A 14559-nucleotide genomic window follows, 5' to 3' on the forward strand; every position below is an offset into this window, starting at 1 on the left:
GTTTTATTTAAAGGAAAGTTTTTTAGAGAACTTTCAAACTTTGTGATCTTAAAATCAACACAATCCGAATCACTTTCTTAGCGCACTTTGTGGTAAAATTAACTAGTGGTTAAAAAATTAAACAATCTGTTTTTCTAATTCAGAGATAATCAAAACAGCCTTATCAAAATCCTGTTGAATCGAAGCGCTTGAGGCCGGAGCATAACGTGCAAACTCACAGTTTTCCGTCAAATTAATGAAATTTTGAACCGATTCCGGATTCGCATTTCTTGATAGTAACAATTCACGAATATTGTCTTTACTCATTTCTGAAGTTTCGATATGCAACTTCGCTTTCAGGAAATTATGCATTGCTTTCTCCAAAGCAATATAAAATGGCTCTTTATTATTGAGCTGTTTTTTAGCTTCAGATAAATATTTCTTAGCCAGCTTATTGTTCATTTTAATTCGGTTACCGGTAACATCGCTGTCAATTGCTTCTTTCTTTTTCTTAGCCAAAACAATAATCGGTAAAATAAGGAAAGGTGCTAGTAGTAATCCGTAATATAAATTTGAACCATAAAAATCATTTTTAGCCATAGAGACTAAAGTAGTTTTTGGTTTGATGTATCTGAATTGTTCTGTTTTAGTAATCACATTTTTCGCTGCACTTGCTGTTGCGTTTGCTTCTGCCTGCATTGGTCCGTCTAAAACGTCAACCGTAATTTCCTGAGAAGTAATGGTTTTATATGATCCGGAACTCAAATCAAAATACGAAAACTGCATTGGTTTTATAACGTACTTTCCTTTGTATTGCGGAATTATAGTGTACTTATCCGAAATTTTTCCTGACATTCCAGCCAATGAAGTGGTGACTTTTTCGTCATGAACAGGATCGTACATCTCTAATGCATTTGGAACAACTGGTTTCGGAAGTGTAAACAATTTCATGTTTCCGCTTCCTGCAGCACTTACAACCAAATCAAGACTTTCGCCATTTTTTAAAGTAGTTTTCGAAGGAGTAACCGTAAAATTGAATTTACCAACAGCTCCTGTGAAACCTTCAGGCTTACTAGCTTCTGGAAGTGGTCTCACATTGATGGTTTTCGCTCCCGCTGAAACGACTTTATTGTCCTCAGACAGAACCATTTGACCAAACATGTCACGACGATTTGTGGGTAATTGCACCCCAATATCAAGTGAAAGAGGTTCAATTGTAAGTTTTCCTGATTTTTGCGGATATAAAATGGTCTTTTTTAAAACCACAAAATAGCATCTTTGTCCTCTGTAACTTCCTTCTTCAATAGCTAACTGTTTGATTTCTATATTCTGATTCCAGAAATCATTGTATTTTGGTTTTCCAAGTTCTTTAAAACCGGTAACATTAATGTTATTGAAGTATAATTTATAAACCACAGTGATTGGTTCATTCAAATACGGATTTGTTTTTGAAATTTCAGCAACCAAATTCAATGTTTCGCTTCCGGCACCGCCTTGTTGTCTAGGGTCACTTGGATCTCTTTCTTCAGCAACAGCATTGGTTACAACGATTTTTTGAGGGGTCGTTTTGTATTTCTGACCATTAAACTCAATTGCAGCCTGTTTAATAGTTAAAGTTCCTTTTTGTGCAGGTTGTAATATATAAGAATATATTTTTTGAAAAGAGCTTCGTCCGTTAACCCATGATTGACTTATCTGCTGACTTGGTCCTGCTACAATTCTAAATCCGTCAAATGAAGGCTGTTCGAAGTTATCCCCGTCAACATTCATGATGAAGTCAATACGAAGTCTCTCGTTTATACCAAGCGAGTTCTTGCTTACTCTGGCTTCAAATTGAACTTGAGCCATAAGCCCTTGAAAAGTGAATAGTAATAGAATTAAATATCTTTTCATTAATTGTTTCAGTTTTGTTTAACTGTTTAATTGTTATTTGTTTAATCGGTTTTTTTTAAGTTTTATTGTCTATTCGAATAAACAGTTAAACGAATAAACAATTAACCCAAAAAAATTACCAGTCTTTTTCTGTTTTTTTCGGACTTCCTTTTACTTTTTGAGCATTTACTTTATCCTGAATTTTCTTTTCTTCGTTGTTAACGGCATCTAATAAATTCTGAACACGTTCTTTTGAAATTCCGCCAGGTTGTGGTTTTGGTTCTCCTTTGTTGTCTGATTTATCATCTTTCTTCGGATCATTTTTACCATCTTTTTTGTCCTTGTCTTTGTCGCCTTTGTCGTCTTTCTTATCTTTATCCTTGTCTTTGTTTTTATCTTTGTTCTTGTCCTTATCTTTGTTTTTATCCTTGTCTTTGTCTTTATCCTTATCCTTGTTTTTATCGTTTTTCGGAGGATTTTCTTTTAATTTTTGTTTGGCCAAAGCATAATTATAACGCGTTTCATCATCAGTAGGGTCATTGCGCAAAGCTTGTTTATAAGCTTCAACAGCTTGTGTATAATCTTTCTCTTTCATGAAAACATTTCCTAGATTATGAAATGCCTTATGCTTTTCAGGTCGTGTTTTGGCGTTTTTAATGGCACTTCCGTAAGCAAATTTTGCTTCAGAAACCTGGTTTTGTTTGTAAATAGTATTTCCTAAATTATAAGAAGCAGTCGCTTTCTTTGGAAATTTTGACTGTGAAATTCTATAATTTGCCTCAGCATCCACAAATTTATTCTGCTTATATTCTTCATTGGCATCAGGCAATGTCTTGTCTTTTTCCTGAGCTGAAACCGCTAAAGAAAACGTTAGTAAAATATAAAGAAGTAAATTTTTCATTCTATTTTTTTTAATTTTTTGTTCCGAAATAAATTTCAAAACAATTATTTCTTTTCGTTAAATAAATTCAATTCTTTTATCCAGTTGGTTTTTCTTTCCAAAAGGAAAATATCTACAAACAACAATAAGAACGCAAAGCCCAAAAACCATTGAAATTGCGATTGGAAATCGGCCATTTGTGTCGCTTCGAATTCTGTTTTCTGAATGTTATTCAATGCATTTTTTACGTAATCTAAAACTTCTTTGGTGCTTCCTCCATATACATAACCACCTTTCGTTGCTTTTGCGATTGCTTTCAGTCCGTCCTGATTAAGTTTTGTAATAACAACTTCTCCGTTTTGATCTCTTTGAAAGCTTTTTACAACTCCATTTTCTTTTAATGGTATAGTTCCGCCTTTTTCTGTTCCGATACCAATGGTGATGATTTTCATTCCCAATTTGTTGGCTTCTTCCGCTGCTGCAGAAGCGCCTTCAGAATGATCTTCTCCGTCAGAAATCAAAATCAATAACTTGCTTGTTTTGCTTTTTTCATCAAAATAAGTTGCTGATAAACGAATTGCTTCATCCAGTGAAGTTCCCTGAGACGAAACCATATCCGGACTCATACTTTGCAGGAACATTTTTGCTACGCTATAATCGGTTGTAATCGGTAAAACCGGAAAAGCACTTCCAGCATAGGCAACAATTCCAATTCGGTCACTTCCTAAATTATTGATAATTTGCGAAACTAGCTGTTTACTTTTTTCTAAACGACTTGGTGCCACATCTTCGGCCAACATACTTTTAGAAACGTCGACTGCAAAAACAATATCAATACCTTCACGTTTTACAGTTTCCATTTTAGTTCCAATCTTCGGATTTACTAATCCGATAATCAAACACGCGAGTGCTAAAAGTAGTATAGATAATTTTAATACAGGTTTAAAAACAGAACGTTCAGGGCTCAGTTTTTTAACCATTTCCAAATCACCAAATTCACGCTGTTTCTTTCTTTTCCAATACATATTGAAAAGAAAAATACACACCACAATTGGGAGTAAGAATAAAAGGTATAAATATTTTTTTTCGTCTAATTCCATTTTTTAATTCTAGTTTTCAGTCGCAGTTTTCAGTCGCAGTTTTCAGCTGTAAACTGTAAACTGTGACTGCGACTAAAGTATTAAATAAAGCTTCTGTAAACTGTATTTCTTAAACCAACTTCCAACAATAATAAAAAGGCTGCCAGTAAAACAAACACTCTGTATTTTTCGTCGTAATCATAGAATTTTAATTCCTGAATTTCTGTGGTTTCTAATTTATTGATCGCGCTGTAAATTTGAGCCAATCTATCGTTGCTTGTTGCTCTAAAATAGGTTCCCTCGGTTTTACGGGCGATACTTTTCATTAAAGTCTCATCAATTTCAACCTTCTGCATTTTGAATAAAAAACCTCCGTTTGGAGCGTATGCATAAGGAGATGGTGCCATTCCGTTGGTTCCAATTCCTATTGTGTAAACTTTTATTCCATATTGTTTTGCAATATCGGCAGCCGTTTCAGGTTCTATAAATCCGGCATTGTTAACACCATCAGTCATCAAAATGATTACGCGGCTTTTTGCCTTACTGTCTTTAAGACGGTTTACAGCTGTTGCCAATCCCATTCCAATTCCAGTTCCGTCTTGTAAAGCGGTATCGTACCTAATGTCTTTTATGGCTTCTAAAATGATTGCTTTATCGCTTGTAACAGGAGTTTTGGTATACGCTTCAGATGCATATAAAACCAATCCTATTCTGTCATTTGGTCTTTCTTCAACAAATTCACCGGCAACTCTTTTTAAAGCCTCCATACGGTTTGGTTTTAAATCTTTTGCCAGCATACTTCCCGAAACGTCAATTGCCATTACAATATCAATTCCTTTTGTAGTTTTGGTCTGATTGCTGATATCAACTGTTCTCGGCCTTGCCAATGCAATAATCAAAGAGCTTAACGCTATAATCCTGAATACGTATAAACAAGGTTTTAATTTCGTTAATAAGGATTCGCTGTTTTTAAAACCCTGAGTTGAACTCATTTTTAAAGTAGGCGATTGCTGATTACGTTTCCAGAAAAACCAAGCAATTGCAATTGGAATTAAAAGAAACAACCAAAAAAATTCTGGATTTAAAAAAGTTATCTTTTCCATTAATTACTTGCTTTTTGAAGTTCAACAGAATTTAAAATTCGGGTTGTGATCTCATTCGCATACGTATCGCCTTCCTGATGTAAAATCATAATTTGCTGTAATCCCTGATCTTGTTTAAAAAGCAAAATTTCATAGTATGCTTTTGTACTTGTTTTGCTAACGGGATTTAAGACTGTCATTGTTCCGTATCCTTTTAATCCCTGAATTCCTGCATTGGTCTGAAAATCTTCTTGTTTTACAATAATATTTTGCCCGCCCTGAGCTTCAATTATTTTTAAAGTACCTTCTAAAGTTTTTGCTAAATCAAGTTCAACAGGATTTTTAAATTTACTGGTTGAAACGGTAACATAGAAATTATCAATCATGCTTCCGTAGGCAAAAAGCTGCATTTCTTTAATCAGGGCCATCGCTTCTTTTGGCAACACTTTTTGCGTGTCCATTCGTTTTAAAACTTTTGGAGTTTCAATTTGAACAGCTGGATTTCCGTAAGCACTTTTTACCCATTCTCCTTCTAATAATTCCTTAGATGGATGACCAATAACATTGTCTTTTACATAAGCGAATCCTTTTGTTACCACGAAAAATGTTGTTGTTGCAGTTAATAAGAAGACAACAGTTGCCACGGCAAGAGTAATTCGTTTGTTGCGTTTTTTACGCAATTGAAGCTGAATTTGCTTTTGTCTTTGCGCTTCATTCAATAATTGGTCTTCTTCTTCCGCAGGAACTTCAGTCGGAATTGCATTATCAAGCGTTAAAATTACTTTCTGAATTTTATTTCTGTCATCCGTAATTTCAAAATCCAATGGTTTAGATTTTGCAAATTTTACTAAATCCGCCTGACGTAAAACACGCTCTAAATTCTCAACGGTTTCAGGTGTTAACGTCATTTTCTTTTTAGTAGAAGCCAATCTTATCGCCTGAATCAATTCAGAAGTAGTACTTTCCATTGCCGGAATATGAATCGCCTCTTCAATATAATTACGGGCAATATCTGTTAATTCACTGTAGTATTCTTTGATTTCACCTTTTTGAACCAATTCTTTTGATTCCAGGTTATTCAATAAACTTGTTGCTTTTTCGATTGGCGTTTTATAAACTTCTTCTTCAATTTTTTTCTTCTGATGTTTTTTAATATACCAATAAACAAAAGCACCAATTGCAAGAATTACGATGACAATCAGAACATAAATCCACCAATCGTTGTTGCTTTCGACATTTGAAATATCCTTAATGTCATACATTTTTTGCTGCATAGTGTCGACTTTTACATTCGCCACTTCAACTCGGATAGAATCGGATAAATAAGGTTTTTTATCAATTAAAATTTTGATACCCGGAATAGTGTATTTTCCTGAATCAAATTGGGTTAAGCCGTATTTTTTGATCAATTCGTAAGTGTCATTTTTCTTAACGGTATCGATTGGGTACGATTGAATTACTTCTAAAGGGCCAATGTTTTTTAGTTTAGGAAAAACAACTTTCGATTTTGAGCTTACAACCGTTTTAAGCGTTAGCTTAAACTCGGCTCCAATTTTATTTTTTGTAGTATCAATACTCGTTTCAACTTGTTTTTGTTGTGCAAAAACAGCCGAAGTAAGCAAAAATAGAAATATGTAAAATTTTAATTTCATTTGATTTTTGATTCAGATTTTAGTCTAAAACGAATGCTTATTTTTGAAAATTTATTTTTGAAACTGATAATCGTCGAAATTTCAAATTAACGAGACTTGAAATAACCGAGTAATTTTGTTACGTAATTTTCGTCGACTCTTGTGTTTACAACACCAGCTCCTGATTTGCTGAAAATATCTTTGAAATAATTAACTCTTTCCTGATAATGTTTTTCATAGTTCATTCGAACTGATTTGGAGCCTGTATCGACCAATTGAATTTTTCCCGTTTCAGCATCAAGCATGTGAACCATTCCTAAATTCGGGATTTTTTCTTCACGGATATCATAGACACGAACACCTGTAATGTCGTGTTTTTTAGAAGCAATTTTTAAGGTCTGTTCGTAATTTTCAGACATGAAATCAGAAATCACAAAAACGATCGCTTTCTTTTTTTGTGTTCCTGATAAAAATTTCAAAGCTTGCGAAATATCCGTTTTGTGGCTTTTTGGTTCGAATTCGATTAATTCACGAATGATTCTCAAAACATGCGAACGGCCTTTTTTGGGTGGAATATATAATTCGACATTATCAGAAAATAATATTAATCCGATTTTGTCATTGTTTTGTGTAGCCGAAAAAGCCATCGTTGCCGCAATTTCGGTGACAATGTCTTTTTTGAATTGACTTTTTGAACCAAAACCTTCAGAACCCGAAATGTCAACCATTAAAACCATGGTCAATTCGCGTTCTTCTTCAAAAACTTTTACGTGGGCTTCGTTATACCGTGCGGTTACATTCCAATCGATGTTACGAATATCATCGCCATATTGGTATTGACGCACTTCGCTAAAAGTCATCCCGCGTCCTTTAAATGAAGAATGGTACTCTCCCGAAAAGATATGATTGCTCAGTCTTTTGGTTTTGATTTCTATTTTCCGTACTTTTTTTAAAAGCTCTTTTGTGTCCATTTTTTATTAGTGTTCAGTGATCAGTTAGAAAGTGTTCAGTTTAGTTCAAATTCTAAAAGCTCTTCTGTCTTTTGTTAGTGTTCAGGGATTTAAAGCATCAGTTGTTACTGAATACTAAAATCTGAACACTGAGCACTTTTTTTAAGGTACTTCAATCTCGTTTACGATTTTGTTGATAATGTCTACAGAAGTAATGTTTTCGGCTTCAGCCTCATACGTTATTCCAACTCTGTGACGTAAAACATCATGTACAACTGCACGAACATCTTCTGGAATTACATAACCACGACGTTTGATGAAAGCGTAACATTTTGCCGCATTGGCTAAATTGATACTTCCACGTGGTGATGCTCCAAAACTGATAAGAGGTTTTAAGTCCGCAAGTTTGTACTTCTCTGGATAACGAGTAGCAAAGATGATATCTAAGATATATTTTTCGATTTTTTCGTCCATGTAAACTTCACGAACCGCTTCCTGTGCGCGCAAAATTTGTTCTACAGAAACTACAGGATTTACTTTTTCGTAACTTCCTTTTAAGTTTTGACGAATTACAAAACGTTCTTCATCAATTTTTGGGTAATCAATTACCGTTTTCAACATAAAACGATCGACTTGAGCTTCAGGAAGCTGATATGTTCCTTCTTGCTCCACCGGGTTTTGAGTTGCCAGTACTAAAAACGGACGATCTAGTTTGAAGGTCGTGTCGCCAATAGTAACTTGTTTTTCCTGCATCGCCTCCAAAAGTGCAGACTGAACTTTGGCAGGAGCACGGTTAATCTCATCGGCAAGTACGAAATTGGCAAAAATTGGCCCTTTTTTAATAGAGAATTCGTTTGCTTTGATGTTGTAAATCATCGTTCCGACAACATCGGCAGGTAATAAATCCGGAGTAAACTGGATACGGCTGAAAGAACCCTGTACCGCTTGCGACAAAGTATTTATCGCTAAAGTTTTGGCTAATCCCGGAACTCCTTCAAGTAAAATATGCCCTTGTCCTAGAAGCCCGATTAATAAACGCTCGACCATATGTTTCTGGCCCACAATAACTTTGTTCATTTCCATTGTAAGAAGGTCTATAAAAGCACTTTCTCTCTCAATTTTTTCATTTATCGCTCTAATGTCTAAAGTCGTTGTATTTTCTTCCATATAAATATTTTTAAAACCTTTTTAAAACGTTGATTTTTATGCCTAACTTTTGAGAGTGCAAATTGAATATTTTTTGAGAAGTAAGATGTTAAAGAATGGTTAAAACTTCGACCAATGCACTAATTTTAAGGACGAATTGTGAATCTATTTTTATATTTTTAAGAACTTTGATGATTATGCTCTACAAAAGCATATTTATTACCAAAAATAACGCAATAAAACCATGAGCAAAACAACGTTATCGCCTATAATTTCGGGCACTATGAATTGGGGAGTTTGGGATAAAAACCTTACAACTAAAGAAATGGAAAATATGATACAGATCTGTATCGAAAACAAAATTACCACTTTTGATCACGCCGATATTTACGGATCTTATACTACAGAAGCAGATTTTGGAAAAGCTTTCCACGCAAGTAAAATTTCAAGAGAAAAATTACAGTTAATTACGAAGTGCGGCATTCAGATGATAGCTGAAAAACGACCGGAGAATAAAATCAAACATTACGAATATTCGAAAGAATATATTATCTGGTCTGCTGAAGAATCTTTGAAGAAATTAAAAACAGATTTTATTGATGTCTTTTTATTGCACAGACCAAGTCCGTTGATGCAGGCAGATGAAATTGCTGAAGCGGTGGAGAAATTAAAATCGGAAGGAAAAATTATTGATTTTGGACTTTCTAATTTTACTAGTTCTCAGACCGAATTAATTCGTTCAAAAACAGAAGTAAGCTTTAATCAGGTACAATTTTCAGCGACACATTATGAAGCCATGACCGATGGAAGCTTAGATTATATGCAAACACACGGAATTCGACCATTGTCATGGAATCCGCTCGGAACTGTTTTTAGAGAAGATACTAAAAAGACACGCCGTTTGAAAAAACTGCTTGCTGAATTGGTTCAAAAATACAGTTTTGGTTCAGATACACTTTTGTTGGCCTGGATCTTAAAACATCCTGCAGGCGTAATTCCCATTGCGGGAACTGTAAATATTGCCAGAATTCAGTCGTTGATGAAAGCCGCCGAGTTAGAAATGGACAAAGAAGACTGGTTTGCGATCTGGACAGAAAGTATGGGCGATGATGTGCCTTAGTCCTTTAAAATGACCATAAAAAAACAGCTATTCTAATTTCTGGAGTAGCTGTTTTTTTTATGGTTTAATTATTATATTATTCTAAAATCAGCGTGTTCATGTTTGAGATTTGCCCATTAACCACAACCACATTAGGAACCACTAAAGGAGGAAATTCCGAAGTTATGTCTGGCGTAATTGTTACGCTATAAGTTCCCGCCGGAATACCGTTTAGTTGAAATACTCCTAGCTCATTTGTATAAGCAGAAACAGTTGTGTCTCCAACCTGAACAGATACTACAGATTGAAAAGTGAAAGGCGTTACAATTCCTTTAATTATTCCAGATGTTGCGTTTGTAGATACTCTGATTACCGGATGCAAATTGAAACCACCAGATCCGGTTTCGACAACAACAGAATGTTCAACATCAAAATCTAATAAAAAATCATAAGTTGCGCCGCCTGTCAAGGTTTGGTTCACTTTTAATTTTAAACCTGATTGTTGCGCACTTGGTGTTTTTAATGGATAAGTTACACCATCTTTTTTTACTGTATTGTGCTCACCAAGAATCAATCTGATTTGGCCTAAAAAACCTGATGGTACCTCGTTATCTGCTAAAAGAACATTTACACCACCAGTTAAATCAAGTAAATTGTAGATTCCTGGTGTAATATTTCCAATACTAACCCATCCATCCTCACCAGTTTCTGAAGTACTTTTAATTTTAACGTCTAGTACTTCCACATTTACTTCTTCATAATCACCGGGAGCGTCCGTCATTCGCACCGTTACTTTCGAAGTTTGTGCGCTGCTATTATCGTCATTGCTGTTGCAACTTACTAGAAACAAGCATAATAGTGAGGAAAGAAGAAGTGTTCTAAAATTTAGGGTTGCTTTTTTCATAATTTTCTTTTTTTTAAATTAGTAAATTAATAACGCAGAATAAGACTTATTTAGTGCCTTAATACAGTAATTTTGCGTAGTACTTAATCAAATCTTAAGGAAAAGTCGGACTATATTTTAAAAAGTCGGAAATTTAAAGTGTGAAAAATGATCTATTTACAAAAATTTGATAAAAGGTTTTATTCTGAATTAATTGATTCCGTCAAAAATGCAAAAGATTTAATGCAGTTTGGCGGGCCTGAATTTATTTTTCCCTTAACCGAAAAGCAGATAGATAAAACACTTTCTGATCAAAACAGAATTGCTTTTAGAGTTGTCAATATTTCCGATGAAACTACTGTTGGACATTGTGAAATTTATTTTAAAGAGGATTCGGCAAAATTGGGCAGAATTCTAATTATTGATGAGAAGCAAAGAGGAAAAGGGATTGGCGAAAAAATGGTAATTTAATTGCTGGAATTTATTCGTGAAAACAGGAAAGAACGAAATATTGAATTGAATGTTTTTGATTTCAATGTTGGTGCCATAAAATGTTATGAAAAAGTGGGCTTCAGTATTAACCCGGATAAAATATTGATAAGGGAAGTAGATGGCGAAACCTGGACGGCGTTAAATATGGTGTTGAAATTAGACGAATGGAAAAATAAGAATTAAAAACTAGAAATATTTGCCACAGATTAAATGATTCTCGACGATTGAAAAAAATCATTTTTAATTCTTTAATCTGTGGCAAAAAATAAAAAAAAATGTAGAATGAAAAGAACAGTTTTAATTACTGGAGCCACGAGTGGAATTGGAAAAGCAACTGCACAAATAATGGCAAAAAATGATTATAAAATTATCCTTTGCGGAAGACGTAAAGAACGTTTGGCTGAACTAGAAAAAGAACTTTCGGCATTTACAGAAGTATATTCGCTTTCTTTTGATGTTCGTGATAAAGAGGCCGTTTTTTCAACTATAAATTCATTGCCAGCAGAATTTTCGCAAGTTGACGTTTTAATTAATAATGCTGGAAATGCGCACGGTTTAGATCCAATTCAGAATGGAGATATCGATGATTGGGATGCTATGATCGATATTAATGTAAAAGGACTTTTGTACGTTTCTAAAGCGATTATTCCCCAGATGATCGAGAGAAAAGCGGGACATATTATTAATATTGGTTCTATTGCGGGTAAGGAAGTTTATCCAAACGGAAATGTATATTGTGCCTCAAAACATGCCGTTGATGCTATTAATAACGGAATGCGAATGGACCTGAATCCTTATGGAATCAGGGTAGGAGCAATTCATCCGGGAATGGTAGAAACCGAATTTAGTGAAGTACGCTTTAAAGGAGATGCTGACAGAGCGTCTAATGTATACAAAGGTGTAGAGGCGTTACAAGCAGAGGATATTGCAGATATTATTCATTTTGTGGTTTCGAGAAAATACCACGTAAATATTGCGGATTTGATTGTGTATCCAACGGCGCAGGCCTCGGCCACGATAGTCAAGAAAAATATTTAGTTTTTTTTCATGATAAGAATTATAAAATAAAGCCCCAGAGGGGCGTCATGTTTATCGAAATTTATAATTTAATTTTATAGAACCCCATCGGGGTGGAATATTTATCGGGTGTGAAATATCGGAAGTATAGCTCCGCTGGATCTTTGTTTTTATTCATGTATATAATTAACTATAAATATGTTGCTCCGCTGGAGCTTTATTGTTGGCTATATAAAATATTTAAAATTTTAGATTGTTAGACTTCTTAGAAATTAGATTAATTTAGAATCTGAAATTCGACAATCTAAGAAGTCTAAAATTCTAAGCCAATCTAACATCTAAAAAAAATGATCAACAAGCGCCTTTTAATAAAAAACCTGCTCGCTCATAATGATGAGAGCAGTTTTTATGATAAAAAAAGGCAGTTGAATTTGCATACGCGCGAAGGAAAAGGGAAGTTTCTGAAACACATCTGCGCTTTATCAAATTCTAACCCAACCAATAATTCTTATATTGTAGTTGGTGTTGAAGATCAGGATAATGAGATTGTCGGCGATGATTTCTTCGATGATAGCCGAATTCAGAATCTCGTCAATGCGTTTTTAGAAAATCCGCCTAAAATTCAATATGAGAATGTGCCGTTTCCAAATCTTCCAAAAGATAAAGTAATAGGACTGGTTACGATTAAACCCAAGAACAAAATTTCTTATTTTAAAAAAGGAATTCACACTATTTTAGCGAATAGCGTTTTTGTGAGGCGAGGCAGTAATTCGATTCCGGTTGAAGGTGAGGTAGAGAAGAATTACCAGAATACAGAAACGGTAATTGGGATTGAAAACAGCTCCCGAAATAGCATTCAATATACACTTGATGGCGTAATCGATTTTATGAATTTCAGACATAAAGATATGTCGCCGAAATATTATGTTTTTAAAGAATTATTTGTGATTTGCTGGGCAGGAGTTCCTAAAAAATCGCGGGATAAGACCTTTCTTTCCAGAGTTGATATTGAATTGATCAACGAACAAATTAAGCTTTTTTATTCGGCGCAAGATGTTGTTACTATTGTGTTCGATGATGATAGTTTCACGATTACCGAATATGTTCCGTTAGGCTTAAACGATAAAACAAGTTACTATCCGTTAGAAGAACAAACCATTCGTTTTTTTGATAATGGTTATTACAAAATCGACCGGAAAATGCTTTTTCAACCACCGGAATTCAATCGAAAAATGCTGTATCATATTTACAATTCGAATATGGCATTACTTCAAAAATTACAAAAGGGATTTACATTGTCACAACGTGAAATGGTTGATCTGGAAAATCTACCTTCAACTTTTATGATTTGTTATTTGAATGGTTTTGATGAAGCCAAGCAAAAACTAATCGATTCAAAATTGCTTTTGAAACCTTTTTCGCAGGTCTATTTGTCTTTTAAAGAAGCCTTAAGAATTTTGCGGAAAATGAAATATGATTTTCAGGAAGGGACTAAATAAAGATTCTAAGTTGCTAAGATTCTGAGATCCTAAGGTTTTTGAATTGTCTCTAGCTTTTAGCCAGAGATGATAATTTGTCTGGTTACCACCCGGTTTAGCCAAATATTTTTTTAAATCACTGATACAGTAAATATTTATTCACTTCATCATATGGAAAAAGGATTTCTTTTGGGCCGTCAGCATAGGATGCGGCTTCGTATGAGTTATAATATAAAAGTAAACCTTCTTCTGTATAAAAAATGTTCTGAGGTAATTGAAATTTATCATTTTCGAACATTAAACCCGTTGCGTTAATATTCGCTTTTTCAGGAATTTTATATTTGGCGCGGAAAGCTTTTTCGGCGAAAGCCTTAAACTCTTTTTCATTTTTAAAAATCTGATCAGAAAAAATGGTTTTTCCCGTTTTCGGATTAAATAATAAAGATCGATATCCCTGATAACCATGCGCACCGCCGGTAAATGTATAATGATCGATTTTTATATTAATGATTTGACCGGATTCAAATTCTACATTTCCTTTAATTTTGCCTTCCCAGCCAAAGGTTTCGTTTGGGAATTTTTGATGCATTTCTTCATAAGATTCGATAAAAGAAGCTGTTAGTGCTTTGTAGTCGTTTAGTTGTATTGGCTTTTCACCAAAATAAGTAATTTCTTTTATGACCAAAAATATTTTTTTGTTGATGCTGTCTGTTACAACGGGAATATTTTTTGCAATCGGAATGTCAATAATAATTATTGGGCAATCTGTTTTGCAGGGAAGGTTGGATTTTTTCTCAAATGTTTTGTTTTCAAATGAAAGTTCTTTGCTACAGCTAGTGAATATTAAAAACAAAAAGACTAAAAAAGTATACTGTTTCATATCTAAAAGTGTTAATTATATATAAAGGTAAGAAGTTGTGTCCGGATTAGAATAAATTAAACGGTAAATTTGTACCAGAATTAAAGATTAA

Annotated in this window: 14 protein-coding genes; 5 read left to right on the plus strand and 9 right to left on the minus strand. The window is 34.2% G+C overall.

Features of this window, described 5'->3' with window-relative positions:
- Positions 1-117: 117 nt before the first annotated feature.
- The 7 genes from Q7C23_RS21195 to Q7C23_RS21225 all read right to left on the minus strand — a co-directional run bounded on the left by Q7C23_RS21195 (position 118) and on the right by Q7C23_RS21225 (position 8640).
- Positions 118-1872 carry a BatD family protein gene (locus Q7C23_RS21195; RefSeq protein WP_375034375.1) on the minus strand — a complete coding sequence of 585 codons (1755 nt, stop codon included), beginning with the start codon at positions 1870-1872 and terminating at the stop codon, positions 118-120.
- Between the two features lie 115 nt (positions 1873-1987).
- The gene (locus Q7C23_RS21200; RefSeq protein ID WP_375034376.1) at positions 1988-2752 is read right to left on the minus strand and encodes a tetratricopeptide repeat protein; all 765 of its coding nucleotides are present in this window, start codon (positions 2750-2752) and stop codon (positions 1988-1990) included.
- 44 nt (positions 2753-2796) lie between these two features.
- Entirely contained in the window at positions 2797-3831 is a 1035-nt protein-coding gene (locus tag Q7C23_RS21205) for a VWA domain-containing protein (protein WP_375034377.1), read from the minus strand.
- An 80-nt stretch (positions 3832-3911) separates the two neighbouring features.
- The gene (locus Q7C23_RS21210; protein WP_375034378.1) at positions 3912-4913 is read right to left on the minus strand and encodes a VWA domain-containing protein; all 1002 of its coding nucleotides are present in this window, start codon (positions 4911-4913) and stop codon (positions 3912-3914) included.
- Positions 4913-6544 carry a hypothetical protein gene (locus Q7C23_RS21215; RefSeq protein WP_375034379.1) on the minus strand — a complete coding sequence of 544 codons (1632 nt, stop codon included), beginning with the start codon at positions 6542-6544 and terminating at the stop codon, positions 4913-4915. The genes Q7C23_RS21210 and Q7C23_RS21215 overlap by 1 nt, the downstream gene beginning before the upstream one ends.
- A gap of 86 nt (positions 6545-6630) precedes the next feature.
- Complete coding sequence (locus Q7C23_RS21220; RefSeq protein WP_375034380.1) at positions 6631-7494, minus strand: DUF58 domain-containing protein; 864 nt, start codon at positions 7492-7494, stop codon at positions 6631-6633.
- Positions 7495-7635: 141 nt separating this feature from the next.
- Positions 7636-8640 carry a MoxR family ATPase gene (locus Q7C23_RS21225; protein ID WP_007807095.1) on the minus strand — a complete coding sequence of 335 codons (1005 nt, stop codon included), beginning with the start codon at positions 8638-8640 and terminating at the stop codon, positions 7636-7638.
- 223 nt (positions 8641-8863) lie between these two features.
- Here Q7C23_RS21225 and Q7C23_RS21230 point away from each other — a divergent pair, with 223 nt between their 5' ends.
- Positions 8864-9739, plus strand: coding sequence for an aldo/keto reductase family oxidoreductase (locus Q7C23_RS21230; RefSeq protein ID WP_375034381.1), 876 nt, complete (start codon positions 8864-8866; stop codon positions 9737-9739).
- 76 nt (positions 9740-9815) lie between these two features.
- Here the strand turns inward: Q7C23_RS21230 and Q7C23_RS21235 are convergent, their stop codons facing one another.
- Positions 9816-10622, minus strand: coding sequence for a DUF4382 domain-containing protein (locus Q7C23_RS21235; protein ID WP_375034382.1), 807 nt, complete (start codon positions 10620-10622; stop codon positions 9816-9818).
- Positions 10623-10769: 147 nt separating this feature from the next.
- On the opposite strand from Q7C23_RS21235, the gene Q7C23_RS21240 reads away from it, so the two are divergent.
- The 4 genes from Q7C23_RS21240 to Q7C23_RS21255 all read left to right on the plus strand — a co-directional run bounded on the left by Q7C23_RS21240 (position 10770) and on the right by Q7C23_RS21255 (position 13609).
- Positions 10770-11072 carry a hypothetical protein gene (locus tag Q7C23_RS21240; RefSeq protein ID WP_375034383.1) on the plus strand — a complete coding sequence of 101 codons (303 nt, stop codon included), beginning with the start codon at positions 10770-10772 and terminating at the stop codon, positions 11070-11072.
- Positions 11073-11276 (plus strand): GNAT family N-acetyltransferase, encoded by a 204-nt coding sequence (locus Q7C23_RS21245; protein WP_375034384.1) that lies wholly within the window; start codon positions 11073-11075, stop codon positions 11274-11276.
- Positions 11277-11375: 99 nt separating this feature from the next.
- Entirely contained in the window at positions 11376-12131 is a 756-nt protein-coding gene (locus Q7C23_RS21250; RefSeq protein ID WP_375034385.1) for an SDR family NAD(P)-dependent oxidoreductase, read from the plus strand.
- A 326-nt stretch (positions 12132-12457) separates the two neighbouring features.
- On the plus strand, positions 12458-13609 hold the full coding sequence (locus tag Q7C23_RS21255) for an ATP-binding protein (protein ID WP_375034386.1): 1152 nt from the start codon (positions 12458-12460) through the stop codon (positions 13607-13609).
- 115 nt (positions 13610-13724) lie between these two features.
- Here Q7C23_RS21255 and Q7C23_RS21260 read toward each other — a convergent pair whose 3' ends face one another.
- Positions 13725-14468 carry a DUF3298 domain-containing protein gene (locus tag Q7C23_RS21260; protein WP_375034387.1) on the minus strand — a complete coding sequence of 248 codons (744 nt, stop codon included), beginning with the start codon at positions 14466-14468 and terminating at the stop codon, positions 13725-13727.
- Positions 14469-14559 lie beyond the last annotated feature (91 nt).

The organism is Flavobacterium sp. LAR06, from assembly GCF_041946075.1.
Lineage (GTDB): Bacteria > Bacteroidota > Bacteroidia > Flavobacteriales > Flavobacteriaceae > Flavobacterium.

What these genes read in the sequence shown, in the direction of transcription:
- Q7C23_RS21195 (WP_375034375.1), bottom strand. Translation starts at nt 1,872, where the DNA reads ATGAAAAGATATTTAATTCTATTACTATTCACTTTTCAAGGGCTTATG.
- Q7C23_RS21200 (WP_375034376.1), bottom strand. Translation starts at nt 2,752, where the DNA reads ATGAAAAATTTACTTCTTTATATTTTACTAACGTTTTCTTTAGCGGTT.
- Q7C23_RS21205 (WP_375034377.1), bottom strand. Translation starts at nt 3,831, where the DNA reads ATGGAATTAGACGAAAAAAAATATTTATACCTTTTATTCTTACTCCCA.
- Q7C23_RS21210 (WP_375034378.1), bottom strand. Translation starts at nt 4,913, where the DNA reads ATGGAAAAGATAACTTTTTTAAATCCAGAATTTTTTTGGTTGTTTCTT.
- Q7C23_RS21215 (WP_375034379.1), bottom strand. Translation starts at nt 6,544, where the DNA reads ATGAAATTAAAATTTTACATATTTCTATTTTTGCTTACTTCGGCTGTT.
- Q7C23_RS21220 (WP_375034380.1), bottom strand. Translation starts at nt 7,494, where the DNA reads ATGGACACAAAAGAGCTTTTAAAAAAAGTACGGAAAATAGAAATCAAA.
- Q7C23_RS21225 (WP_007807095.1), bottom strand. Translation starts at nt 8,640, where the DNA reads ATGGAAGAAAATACAACGACTTTAGACATTAGAGCGATAAATGAAAAA.
- Q7C23_RS21230 (WP_375034381.1), top strand. Translation starts at nt 8,864, where the DNA reads ATGAGCAAAACAACGTTATCGCCTATAATTTCGGGCACTATGAATTGG.
- Q7C23_RS21235 (WP_375034382.1), bottom strand. Translation starts at nt 10,622, where the DNA reads ATGAAAAAAGCAACCCTAAATTTTAGAACACTTCTTCTTTCCTCACTA.
- Q7C23_RS21240 (WP_375034383.1), top strand. Translation starts at nt 10,770, where the DNA reads ATGATCTATTTACAAAAATTTGATAAAAGGTTTTATTCTGAATTAATT.
- Q7C23_RS21250 (WP_375034385.1), top strand. Translation starts at nt 11,376, where the DNA reads ATGAAAAGAACAGTTTTAATTACTGGAGCCACGAGTGGAATTGGAAAA.
- Q7C23_RS21255 (WP_375034386.1), top strand. Translation starts at nt 12,458, where the DNA reads ATGATCAACAAGCGCCTTTTAATAAAAAACCTGCTCGCTCATAATGAT.
- Q7C23_RS21260 (WP_375034387.1), bottom strand. Translation starts at nt 14,468, where the DNA reads ATGAAACAGTATACTTTTTTAGTCTTTTTGTTTTTAATATTCACTAGC.